Raw genomic sequence first — 12,460 nt, forward strand, 5'->3', positions numbered from 1 at the left:
GTATACATTGCAGGCCAGCTACTCCTGGCACACGCCCGGTCACGGCGGCGGCGTCGCGTTCCGCAAGAGCCCGGTCGGGCAACTCTTCTATCAATTCTTCGGCGAGAACACCTTGCGGTCCGATATCTCCGTATCGGTCGGTAAGCTAGGCTCGCTTCTCGACCACACCGGTCCGATCGCCGAAGGCGAGCGCAACGCCGCCCGCATTTTCGGGGCGGACGAGACACTGTTCGTCGTTGGCGGCACGTCGACGGCCAACAAGATCGTCTGGCACGGGACCGTGAGCCGCGGTGACCTGGTCCTGTGCGACCGCAATTGCCACAAGTCGATCCTGCACTCGCTGATCATGACGGGCGCCGTACCGATCTATCTCATCCCGTCGCGCAATGGTCTTGGCATCATCGGCCCGATATCGAGGGACCAGTTCACGCAGCAATCCATCAAGAAAAAGATCGCGACAAATCCGTTCGCCAAGGGGAGCAATGGCAAGGTCCGCCTAATGGTGATCACGAACTCGACCTATGACGGCCTCTGCTACAATGTTGATGCGATAAAGAAAACGATCGGTAGTTCGGTCGAAGTGCTCCACTTCGATGAGGCCTGGTACGCCTACGCCAATTTCCATGAATTCTACGACGGCTATCACGGCATCTCGTCCGCTGATCCGACCCGATCGCCCAACGCGATCACTTTCGCCACGCATTCGACGCACAAGCTTCTCGCTGCCTGGTCACAGGCGTCGATGATCCACGTCCAGCATGGCGAGAACAAGCGGCTGGACATGGCCCGCTTCAATGATGCCTTCATGATGCACACGTCGACATCTCCGCAATACGGCATCATCGCGTCCTGCGACGTCGCCGCGGCAATGATGGAGCAACCGGCGGGCCGTGCTCTCGTTCAGGAGACGATAGAAGAGGCGCTGAGCTTTCGTCGCGCCATGACGGCGGTCAGAAATCAAGTCAAGGACTCCTGGTGGTTCGACGTGTGGCAGCCGGACGCCATCGCCAAACGGCCAGCCGAGAGCAAGGCGGAGTGGGTCTTGAAGCCCGGCGGTCGATGGCATGGCTTCGAGGGTCTGGCCGAGAACCATGTGCTGGTGGATCCGATCAAGGTCACGATCCTTAGCCCGGGGTTATCGGCAAACGGTGACATGCAGGAACATGGCATCCCGGCAGCGGTGGTCGTCAAATTCCTGTCGGCGCGCCGCATCGAGATTGAAAAGACCGGGCTTTATTCCTTCCTTGTCCTGTTCTCAATGGGCATAACCAAGGGCAAGTGGAGCACGCTGGTAACCGAGCTCCTCAATTTCAAGGAGCTGTACGATCAGAACGCGCCGCTGAAGAATGTGCTGCCTGCGCTGGTCGACGCGCATCCCGCAGACTACGGCGAAATGGGCCTCAAGGACCTATGTGAGCAGGTGCACAAGGTCTATCGCCAGGACAATCTGCCGAGGGCGCAGCGGGAGATGTACACGACATTGCCGGAGATGGCGATGAAGCCGTGCGATGCCTATGAGAACCTCGTGCGTGGCCGTGTGGAAAGCGTTGAGATCGACGGGCTGATGGGGCGCACGCTCGGGGTGATGGTGGTGCCATATCCGCCGGGCATTCCGCTGATCATGCCTGGCGAACGCCTCACCAAAGCTACCAAGTCGATTCACGACTACCTGCTCTACGCGCGCGATTTCGACACGAAATTCCCCGGTTTCGAAACGGATATTCACGGACTGCGCTTCGAGCCGACGCCGACCGGACGCCGCTACCTGATCGACTGCATAGTGGAGGGGTGACAGATGATCCCGCGTGACGTCAAATCACCGACCACTGCGGTTCCCTTCCACAAACTGCTCAAGATCGTCGCGATTGTCGACGACACCAATCCCCAGACAAAAGTTCTGCTCGACCAGATTGCGGCCGAAGGCTTCRAGATCGAGATTGCCGACAGTCCCGATCGTGACGTCTCGGAGGATGCCTCGGTGGGCGCCTACATCGCATCGATCGACGGGGATCGCCTCGAAGGCGCACGCAGCCTGGGCAGGGCGGTGCGGGGCATCGGGTTCCGTACGCCGCTTTGGGCGCTGGCCGACACAAGGCAACTCGCCGACATGGCGGTGCTCGCCCAGACCGGCGAGGTCGACGGCTATATCTACCTTGGCCAGCAGACCCCTGCCTTCTATGCGAAGCAGGTCGTTGCCAGCCTACTGATGTACGGAAAGACCCTTTTGCCTCCATTTTTCGGGGGGCTGATGGCTTATGACGGGGAGGCCAACATCGCTTTCGACTGCCCCGGCCACCAGGGCGGCCAGTTCTACCGAAAGTCGCCAACCGGTCAGCTGTTCTTCAAACACTTCGGCGAGAACATCTTCCGCAACGATCTGTGCAACGCCGATGTCGATCTCGGAGACCTCCTCATCCACGAAGGTCCGGCGGTCGAGGCACAGCGCTACGCCGCTCGCGTGTTCGGCGCCGACAAGACATACTTCGTCCTGAACGGCACCAGCTCCTCCAACAAGATCGTTGCCAACGCCGTGCTGAAGCGCGGCGACCTGGTACTGTTCGACCGCAACAACCACAAATCGTTGCATCAGGGCGCCCTGGTGCAAGCCGGCGCGATACCGACCTTCCTGCCGACCGCGCGCAACTCGTTCGGCATGATCGGCGCCGTCGACTGGAGTGCCTGGGACGAGGACTATCTGCGCGAGCAAATCCGCAACAATCCGCTGGTCGATGACCCGGAGAGGTACAAGGCCAAGCGGCCGTTCCGCCTCGCCTGCATCCAACTCGCTACCTATGACGGCACCGTCTACAACGTTCGCAAGGTGATGGAGAAAATCGGACACCTCTGCGACTACGTACTGTGGGATGAAGCCTGGATCGGCTACAACGCTTTCCACCCGCTGTTCGAAGACCACAGTCCCATGCGTATCGAGGATCTGGGGCCAGAGATGCCGGGGCTGTTCTCGACCCAGTCCGTCCACAAGCAGGGCGCCGGTTTTTCGCAGGCCTCGCAGATCCACAAGCGCGACGAGCATATCAGCGGCCAGCGTCGGTTCGTCGAGCACAAGCGCTTCAACGAATCGTTCCTGATGAATGCCTCTACCTCGCCCTTCTATCCCTTGTTCGCCTCGCTGGAGGTGAACGCCAAGATGCATGAGGGCAAGGCCGGCGAGATGCTGTGGGACCGCTGCATCGCGCTTGGAATCGAATGCCGCAAGAAACTGCGCGAATTCAGCCGCTTCTATGAGGAGAATGGAGAGGGTGACGAAGAGAAGTGGTTCTTCGACCCATTCGTGCCGGACAGGGTGACAATCCGCAACTCGGCCTTTTCCCCGGACGTCGAAGACGTGCCCTGGGAAAGCCTGCCGACGGATGTGCTCAAACGGGAGCAGCAGTGCTGGAATTTCCATCCGCAAGCCAAGTGGCACGGCTATTCCGGCTACGTCGACGGCTACGCGATGGTCGATCCCAACAAGCTGGCGCTACTGACCCCCGGGATCAACCGCAAGACCGGCGACTATCTCGACTTCGGCGTTCCCGCGACGGTGGTCGCCAACTATCTGCGCGAGCAGCGGGTCGTGCCGGAGAAGTGCGACCTGAACAGTTTGCTGTTCCTGATGACTCCGGCCGAAGACGAGAGCAAGCTCAACACGCTGATCGCGAAGCTGGTCAAGTTCAAGAACCTGTGGGATCGCGATGCGCCATTGCCCGAGATCCTGCCGACCGTGAGCGCGGCGCACAGCCAGCGCTATGCCGGGTATACGATCCGCAAGATCTGCAAGGAGATGCACGATTTCTACCGTGCGGCGAACGTCAAGGACCTGCAGCGGCAGAGCTTCAGGGCGTCCAGCTTCCCCGAGCTCGCGATGTCTTCCGAGAAGGCATACGAGGCGCTGGTCGCGAACGACGTCGACTACGTCCCGCTGGACGCCATCAAGGGCCGCATCTCGGCCACGCTTGCGCTGATCTACCCGCCAGGCATCGGCGTGGTGGTCCCGGGCGAGCGCTGGGATGAGAAAGCCCGGCCGATGCTCGATTACTTCCTTGCATTCGAGGAGTCGTTCAATCGCTTTCCCGGATTCAATTACGAAGTGCAGGGCGTCTACCAGGAGAGGATCGACGGCCGCATCAAGTTCCACACCTACGTGGTCAAAGAGTGAGGGCCGGATCCACACCGGAGGAGGAGCACCATGCCACAAGAACCGCAGCCGAAACGCATGAATTTGATGCAGCTGACCTTCATCGTGGCGGTCAACATGATGGGCTCCGGCATTATCATGCTGCCAACCAATATGGCAAAGGTCGGTGCGATATCCCTGCTGTCGTGGATTGTCACGGCGCTCGGTTCAATGGCAATCGCGTACGGCTTTGCCCAGGCCGGCCTTTTCAATCAGCGTCCGGGCGGCATGTCGGCATACGCCGAGGATGCATATGGCAAGTCGGGGTACTTCCTCGTCTTCATCCTGTATTTCCTGTCCCTTGCGATCGGAAACGTCGCCATCGGCATATCGGCTGTCGGATACCTGTCGTCGTTCTTGCCCGCGCTTTCGGCGACGCCGGTGGCGACATGTGTCAGCCTGATCTTCCTGCTTTGGCTTACGACAGTTGCCAACTTCGGCGGCCCAAGCATAACCGGGCGTATCGGGTCGATCACGGTTTGGGGCGTCATTATCCCGGTGGGCCTGCTGTCTGTCTTCGGCTGGTTCTGGTTTAGCCCCAGCACTTTCGGCGCGGCCTGGAATCCGCACGGGCTGAGCCTGGGTGAGGGTATGGGCTCCAGCATCGCGCTGACGCTTTGGGCTTTCCTGGGGATGGAATCTGCCGCCCAGAACTCCGCCGCGGTCGAGAACCCAAAACGCGACGTGCCTTTGGCATGCCTGTTCGGAACGCTTGGGGCCGCAGCGATCTACATTTTGTCGACCACTGTGATTCAGGGCATCGTGCCGAACGAGGAACTAGCCAAGTCGACCGGGCCGTTCGGCCTGGCCTATGCGCATATGTTCAACCCGTTCGTGGGATCGATCATCATGGCTCTGGCCGTCATGGCATGTCTGGGCTCGCTGCTCGGCTGGCAATTCACGATCGCCCAGACCGGCAAGGCGGCGGCCGACGAAAGGATGTTCCCAGCATTCTTCACCAAGGTGAACCGCATGGGGGCGCCGGTTACCGGCATGATCGTGATGGCTGTCGTGCAATCGCTGCTCGCACTGATGACGATCTCACCGACACTAAGCGAACAGTTCGCAGCGTTGGTGAACCTGGCGGTCGTCACCAACGTGCTGCCATACATCATAGCGCTATCGGCTCTCGTGATCATGATGAAGTCGGCAGGCGTGTCCGGATCGAAGTACGCATTCAACGTGTTCATCGTGACGGTGGCGATGCTCTACAGCACCTATGCACTCTACGCCTCGGGCCACTCGGCGGTGATGGGCGGCATGCTGGTGACGGCGCTCGCTTTCATCATTTGGGGTTTCCTTGCGCCTCGTTTCAGCGGGCAGGCAGGCACGCCGGCGCGTGCAGCGGCAGCCTGAACTGGGGCATGGCAATGCGCTCGACAGGAGGACAACACATGCAAGCCGCACAGCAGAAAGCCGCTCGCCGGCATGGTATCGGTGCCCTTGGCCTCCTTGCCGTGGGCATCGGCGTTGGCCTTGCGCTCCTTGACGCGATCCCGGCTTCAGCCGCTACCCTCGATCGGGTTCGCCAAGCCGGGAAACTTGTATTCGGCTATCGCGCCGACGCCCGGCCGTTCTCGTTCGACGACGGGGGCAAGCCCACCGGGTATTCGATTACGCTTTGCCAAAACGTGGCAGACGAAGTCAAAACAGAGCTTGGCATTGCCGACCTGAAAGTTGAATGGGTTCCGGTCGCTGTCGAAGATCGCTTTGCTACGCTCGAGCAGGGCAAGATCGATCTCCTATGCGGTGCAGAGGTCACGCTGGAAAGACGGAAGCAGGTGTCGTTTTCCATACCCATCTTTCCCGGTGGCATCGCTGCGATGCTCAGGTCGGATGCTCCGCGGGCGCTGCAGGATGTCCTCGCTGGCCGGCCGGCATCCGGCCCCATCTGGCGTGGTTCGCCGGCGCAGATCCTCGAGGACAAGACCTTCTCGGTCGTTTCCGGCACTACTGGGCAGTCATGGCTTGAGAAGCGGTTGAACGAATTCCAACTGACGGCAGAGGTAGTTCCTGTGGAGAGCTACGATGCCGGCACGATGCGAGTGCTGGACCGCACGAGCGACGTGTTCTTCGGGGATCGGTCGATCCTCGTTGAAGCCGCTGCCGGCAACCCGTCAGGTGCCGACTTGATGGTTCTCGACAGGCAGTTCACCTCTCAGCCGATTGCGCTAACGATGGCGCGAAACGACGATGATTTTCGCTTGGTCGTGGATCGATCCCTTAGCCTGCAATTCTCATCAAAGGAGTTTCGCGATCTGTACACGAAATGGTTCGGGGCACCAGATGACGAGGTAACAGCCTTTTTCCGTCAGAGCGCATTGCCAGAATAGTTCTCACGTAGAATATATATTACCACGCTAGATGAGCAGGTGGTGCCTATCGGCACGTCGCCAGCCAAAAAATGAGATAGCGCAGTCAATGCAGCCGMCATCCTGATTGCAGGGCGAGCCTGCGCTCATGACGAGGAGCTTGGGCCTGAGACGCCGCCGGCGCCGATGCCCCAGGATATCGTTGCAATTCCGCAGGTTCCTTCAACGTCTCTTTTGGGGCTGCCTTTACGACCGACTACGTGTCGCGCGGCATCACCAATTCCAACAGTAGACCGGCAATACAGGGCTACGTTGAACCAAGTGTCGAACTCCCGACTGTCGGACGTGAAGAGCTGGATGTCCGAGGAGTAAGACACCTGCGCATTTCATAGCTTGCAGCGCAGCTGCAGAGCGCAATCCGTGGCCAATCGCCCGCGTGCGATCATTCGCCCCTGCTCACCTGGTGCCGGAGCTCCCGGCAAGGGGCAGGGAACGCTACGGTAACTTACTCCCTGATCCTTGATTGCGACGTCGCCGACGACAATCAATGCTTCAAGCGCCAGTTCTCCTTGGTCCGATGTCAGACACAGCGAGCCGTTCGGGAGAACGAGTATTCGGTGGCGTGTGCCGTCTCGCGGCGCAGGACTTCATACGTGATCGCGGGCTGGGCCACGCCAGTACCTTGAAGGACGAGGGGCATGAGGACAGTTGGGGTGCATTCGGAGGTAGGCAAGCTGCGGACGGTCATGGTCTGCAAACCTTCTCTCGCTCATCAACGCCTGACGCCGGGGAACTGCCATGATCTGCTTTTCGATGACGTGCTCTGGGTCCACGAGGCCCAGAAGGATCATTTCGACTTCGTGCTCAAAATGCAGCAGCGGGGGATCGAAGTCCTTGAATTGCATGACCTTCTTGCCGAGACCCTGGAGCAGGCCGACGGGCGTCGGTTCGTGCTCGACAGGCTGATCACGCCGAATTCGGTCGGCTTCCAGAACGCTTCGTTTATGCGGCCTTGGCTGGACGAGCTTGAGGCGACGCGACTTGGCAAGCACCTCATCGGCGGGATTACGATCTCCGACCTGCCTGACGGGATCGGCAAGGCGATGATGGTCGAGGCCTTCGGAGGAGTTGAATTCATCCTGCCGCCGATACCCAACACCTTGTTCCAGCGCGACCCGTCGTGCTGGATTTATAACGGCGTCACCTGCAACCCCATGTACTGGCCCGCGCGCAAGCCGGAAACGCTGCTTCAGCGTGCGATCTACAAATTCCATCCGTCGTTCCGAGAGGCTGACTTCAAGATCTGGTGGGGCGACTCCGACGAGTCGTTCGCCAGCGCGTCGATCGAGGGCGGAGACGTCATGCCGATCGGTAACGGCGTCGTCCTCGTCGGCCTGGGCGAACGGACGACCCATGAGGCCGTGGGCCAGTTGGCTCTCGAGCTCTTTCGCAACAAGGCCGCCACGCGCGTCGTCGGGTGCCTCATGCCCAAGAGCCGGGCAGCGATGCATCTCGACACCGTGTTCACGTTCTGCGACCGCGATCTGGTCACGATCTTCGAGGAAGTCGTCAATCAGGTCAGGTGCTTCAGCATACACCCCCTGGACGACGAAGGGCATTTCGAAGTCCGTCGCGACGAGCAGCCGCTTCTCGCGGTCGTACAAGAGGCACTTGGCTTGAAACGGCTCCGCTCCGTGCCGACCGGCGGCAACGCATTTGAGGCCGAACGCGAGCAATGGGACGATGGCAATAATGTCGTCGCCCTCGAGCCTGGGGTGGTCGTTGCATACGACCGCAACACCTACACCAACACGCTTCTGAGAAAGGCCGGCGTGGAAGTCATCACCATCCGGGGCGCCGAGCTTGGGCGAGGCCGTGGCGGCGGGCACTGCATGACCTGTCCTGTCTGGCGTGACCCTGTCGACTGAACCGGTCACCACTTCTCAAGGGAGAGAACGCATGAGCTTCAACCTCCGCAACCGCTCGCTGTTGACGGTACAGGACTATACGCCGCGCGAGTTTCAGCATCTGCTCGACCTCGCCCGCGACCTGAAGCGCGCCAAATATGCCCGCACCGAGCAGATGCATCTTCGAGGCAAGGAGATCTGCCTGATCTTCGAGAAGACCTCGACGCGCACGCGCTGCTCTTTCGAGGTCGCCTGCTACGATCAGGGCGCCAACGTCACCTATCTCGATCCGGCCGGCTCCCAGATCGGGCACAAGGAGTCCTTCAAGGACACAGCGCGCGTGTTGGGACGCATGTTCGACGCGATCGAGTATCGGGGATCGGCGCAAAAGGGGGTGGAGGACCTCGCAAGATATGCCGGAGTTCCGGTCTACAACGGGCTGACCGACGAATACCACCCGACTCAGATGCTCGCCGACGTCATGACCATGCGCGAGAATGGCGACAGGCCGATCACCGACATCAAATACGCTTACGTCGGAGACACCCGCTCCAACATGGGGCACTCGCTCATGATTGTCGGATGCCTGATGGGAATGGATGTGCGTATCTGCGGTCCCAAGGAACTCTGGCCGTCCGATGAATATACGAGCATCGCCAAGAAGCTGGCTGAGAAATCCGGCGCGAGATTGACGATCACTGCGGACGTCAAGGCCGCGGTGAAGGACGTGCATTTCATCCATACGGACGTTTGGGTCTCGATGGGCGAGTCCAAGGAGGTCTGGGGCGAGCGTATCAAGCTGCTCAAGCCCTACCAAGTGAACTCTGCCATGATGAAAGCCAGCGGCAACCCGCAGGTGAAGTTCATGCACTGCCTCCCTGCGTTCCACGACACGGAAACCGTCCTTGGCAAGCAAATCGCCGAGAACTACGGCATGGCTGACGGACTCGAGGTTACCAACGACGTGTTCGAGTCGGAAGCCAACGTCGCGTTCGAGCAAGCGGAGAACCGAATGCACACGATCAAGGCACTTCTCGTCGCGACTTTGGGGGACTGACCGAATGCGGGTCGTGATCGCGCTTGGCGGCAACGCKCTTTTGAAACGCGGCGAACCGATGACGGCGGAAGTCCAGCGCAGGAACATCCGTACCGCGGCTATAGCTATGGCGCCGGTTGCCTCCGCACACCAGCTGGTCATCAGCCATGGCAATGGTCCGCAGGTTGGCCTGCYCGCATTGCAAGGGGCAGCCTATAAGGCGGACGAGGCCTACCCGCTGGATGTCTTGGGTGCTGAGACGGAAGGCATGATCGGCTACATGATCGAACAGGAGCTCGGCAATCTGCTGCCGTTCGAGGTACCATTCGCCACACTGCTGACCATGGTCGAGGTCGACGGTAACGACCCAGGGTTCAAGAATCCAACCAAGTTTGTCGGCCCTGTCTACGACGAGGCGCAAGCGCAACAGATCAAGGCCGAAAAGGGATGGACGTTCAAGCTCGACGGCACAATGTGGCGCCGCGTCGTTCCATCGCCGCAACCGAAGCGCATCTTCGAGATGCGGCCGATACGCTGGCTGCTGGATCAAGGTACGGTCGTCATTTGCGCCGGTGGTGGCGGCATTCCTACGATGTACGCGCCCGATTCCGACCGCAAGCTCGTTGGCGTCGAGGCGGTCATCGACAAGGACCTCTGTACGGAGCTCCTTGCCCGCGAGCTTGATGCCGACCTGCTCGTGATGGCGACCGACGCGGAGGCGGTATTCCTGGGGTGGGGCACGCCGCAGGCCAAGGCGATCCACAGGGCCAGTCCAGAAGCAATTTCGGAGCACACGTTCCCCGCCGGCTCGATGGGTCCGAAGGTCGATGCTGCCTGTCAATTTGCGAGGGCGACGGGTCACATGGCAGCCATCGGCGCACTTGCCGACATCGAGGCGATCGTGCGGGGCGAGAAGGGCACAATTATCGGTGGGGGCTTCACGGGCCTTAGCTACCACTAGGCATCTCCCGCCCAACAGATTGGAATTCTTGGTAATGCAAGCCTTGGATCCGACCAAAAGCGAAACCGCCACCGGGCGAGTCGTTTCCGCACCCGAACAGGGCCTGCCACCGCATTCGGAAAGCCGCAAAAGCCTCGGGATAGCGGCGTGCACGGCGATTGTGGTCGGTAACATGGTCGGGTCGGGTTTCTACCTGTCGCCCGCTGCCGTCGCCCCCTATGGCAACCTTGCGATCCTGACCTGGATTGTAATGGGCGCAGGGGCAATCTGTCTGGGGCTGACCTTCGCCAGACTGGCGCGTTTGGCTCCGGCGACGGGCGGACCTTACGCCTATACCCGCCTGGCCTATGGCGACTTTCCCGGCTTTCTCATCGCGTGGGGCTACTGGATATCGATCTGGGCTTCGCTGCCGGTAATCGCCGTCGCCCTTGCTGGGGCTGTGGTCGACCTGTTCCCGATGCTGCGGGGTCGTGGGATGGTCGTCGCCCTTACCTTGAGCGCGATCTGGGTTGTCGTGTTCGTCAACCTGCGAGGGGTAGGCGCCGCCGGCCTCATGTCGCAGGTCACAACCTACGCCAAGCTAGTGCCGTTCGGAGCCGTCGCGGTGGTGGGCCTGCTCTACGTCGACACCTCGCACTTCAGCGAGTTCAATCCGAGCGGCCTGCCAATCCTGCAAGCAGGCGCGGCGCTTGCGCCGCTGACAATGTTCGCTTTCCTGGGGCTCGAGTCGGCCACTGTCCCTGCCGGCGATGTCCGCGACCCGGAGCGCACGATTCCCCGCTCAACGGTGCTGGGGATCACAATCGCAGCGACCCTCTATGTGTTAGGAACGATCGTGGTCATGGGCGTCTTGCCGCGGCAGGAACTCGTCCATTCGATCGCTCCGTTCTCCGACGCAGCTCGTGTGATGTGGGGGCGCGCAGGCGCGATCTCGATTGCGATCGCGGTGATCCTGTCATCGATCGGTGCGCTGAATGGCTGGACCTTGCTGATGGGGCAGGTGCCGATGGCGGCGGCGCGCGACGGGCTGTTCCCACCGCTTTTCGGCAGCCTGTCGACGCGAAATGTCCCGGCGATCGGAATCGTGGTCTCGGCTGTGTTGGCGACCCTGCTCGTTCTCGTTCAGGCTGCCGGGTCAGGAGGCTTCTCGGCGTTCTACACACTGGTCGTTGGCTTGAGCACGATGGCAGCGGTCATCCCTTACGCCTTCTGCGCCTTGGCAGGCAGCCTTGTCTCGGCACGTGTCAGCGGCGGCGCGCGTATCCCGCGCGTGACCGCCGTCGAACTTGTGGCGTTCGTATTCGCCATGTTCACGCTCTATGGTTGTGGAGCAGAGCCGGTCCTCTATGGCTTGGTCCTGTTGCTGCTCGGTATTCCGGTGTACGTCTGGCAGCGGCGACGCGCCATCACGATGGCCTGATAGGGGCTCCAGTCATGCCGATCGGTGGTCCTCTCCTGGAATCGGACAACCCTACGCCGCTGCCCAGCGTTCCAGCGGTGACCTCGCGGCATCAGGACCTTGGGCGGATCACGTTGACCGTGCTGTTCATCGGCGGTCTGCTTGTTACCAGCATCTGGATCATGCGGCCGTTCCTGCCGGCGCTCCTTTGGGCTACGACGCTGGTTCTCGCGACCTGGCCATTGTTGCTTCGCGTACAGCACTACGCCGGCAACCGCCGTGGCATTGCGGTATTAGTGATGACCTTGGCGGTGCTGCTGGTTCTTATCGTGCCGCTTTGGGCGGCGGTGAGCACAGTCGTCACCAACATAGATGTAATCGGCGACATGGCGCGCACGCTGCTGTCCCTGCGGGTACCGCCCCCCCCGGATTGGCTGGCCGGAATTCCCGTGGTTGGGGCTCGGGCCGCCGAGGCATGGGGCAGGTTGTCTTCGGCTGGCCTGGATGAACTGGCACCCAAGCTTACTCCCTATGCTGGCGCGCTGACACAGTGGATCGCATCGGCTGCCGGAGGCCTCGGCAGCATGCTCCTGCAATTCCTGCTGACTGCCGCCATCGCGGCGGTAATGTACGCCAAGGGGGAACAGGCGGCGGCTGCGATGATACTC

General features: G+C 60.9%; 8 protein-coding genes and 2 pseudogenes. All 10 read left to right on the top strand.

All coding sequences use genetic code 11. The features are described from left to right. The coding region (locus ACXJ7R_RS13455; protein WP_457152259.1) for an Orn/Lys/Arg family decarboxylase at positions 1-1,792 on the top strand (1,792 nt) is incomplete at its 5' end. A 3-nt stretch (positions 1,793-1,795) separates the two neighbouring features. Continuing rightward, the gene (speC, locus tag ACXJ7R_RS13460) at positions 1,796-4,159 is read left to right on the top strand and encodes an ornithine decarboxylase (RefSeq protein ID WP_457152260.1); all 2,364 of its coding nucleotides are present in this window, start codon (positions 1,796-1,798) and stop codon (positions 4,157-4,159) included. Positions 4,160-4,189: 30 nt separating this feature from the next. Then, a complete protein-coding gene (gene potE / locus ACXJ7R_RS13465; RefSeq protein WP_457152261.1) occupies positions 4,190-5,533 on the top strand; it encodes a putrescine-ornithine antiporter in 1,344 nt (447 codons plus the stop codon). Positions 5,534-5,571: 38 nt separating this feature from the next. Then, a complete protein-coding gene (locus ACXJ7R_RS13470; protein ID WP_457152262.1) occupies positions 5,572-6,510 on the top strand; it encodes an amino acid ABC transporter substrate-binding protein in 939 nt (312 codons plus the stop codon). Positions 6,511-6,710: 200 nt separating this feature from the next. Beyond that, positions 6,711-6,881 (top strand): annotated as a pseudogene (locus tag ACXJ7R_RS13475) (TorF family putative porin); the annotation flags it as partial. Between the two features lie 306 nt (positions 6,882-7,187). Then, positions 7,188-8,417 carry an arginine deiminase gene (locus ACXJ7R_RS13480; protein WP_457152263.1) on the top strand — a complete coding sequence of 410 codons (1,230 nt, stop codon included), beginning with the start codon at positions 7,188-7,190 and terminating at the stop codon, positions 8,415-8,417. 31 nt (positions 8,418-8,448) lie between these two features. Beyond that, on the top strand, positions 8,449-9,453 hold the full coding sequence (locus ACXJ7R_RS13485) for an ornithine carbamoyltransferase (RefSeq protein ID WP_095081987.1): 1,005 nt from the start codon (positions 8,449-8,451) through the stop codon (positions 9,451-9,453). Between the two features lie 4 nt (positions 9,454-9,457). Further along, a complete protein-coding gene (gene arcC / locus ACXJ7R_RS13490; RefSeq protein ID WP_457152264.1) occupies positions 9,458-10,393 on the top strand; it encodes a carbamate kinase in 936 nt (311 codons plus the stop codon). Between the two features lie 34 nt (positions 10,394-10,427). Beyond that, positions 10,428-11,813 carry an amino acid permease gene (locus ACXJ7R_RS13495; protein WP_457152265.1) on the top strand — a complete coding sequence of 462 codons (1,386 nt, stop codon included), beginning with the start codon at positions 10,428-10,430 and terminating at the stop codon, positions 11,811-11,813. A 119-nt stretch (positions 11,814-11,932) separates the two neighbouring features. Beyond that, positions 11,933-12,460 (top strand): annotated as a pseudogene (locus tag ACXJ7R_RS13500) (AI-2E family transporter YdiK); the annotation flags it as partial.

It is taken from the genome of Mesorhizobium sp. P5_C1 (assembly GCF_054049815.1).

Excerpts from the sequence above, each read along its gene's own strand:
- potE (WP_457152261.1), top strand. The coding sequence starts at position 4,190 with ATGCCACAAGAACCGCAGCCGAAACGCATGAATTTGATGCAGCTGACC.
- ACXJ7R_RS13485 (WP_095081987.1), top strand. The coding sequence starts at position 8,449 with ATGAGCTTCAACCTCCGCAACCGCTCGCTGTTGACGGTACAGGACTAT.
- ACXJ7R_RS13495 (WP_457152265.1), top strand. The coding sequence starts at position 10,428 with ATGCAAGCCTTGGATCCGACCAAAAGCGAAACCGCCACCGGGCGAGTC.
- ACXJ7R_RS13480 (WP_457152263.1), top strand. The coding sequence starts at position 7,188 with ATGAGGACAGTTGGGGTGCATTCGGAGGTAGGCAAGCTGCGGACGGTC.
- ACXJ7R_RS13470 (WP_457152262.1), top strand. The coding sequence starts at position 5,572 with ATGCAAGCCGCACAGCAGAAAGCCGCTCGCCGGCATGGTATCGGTGCC.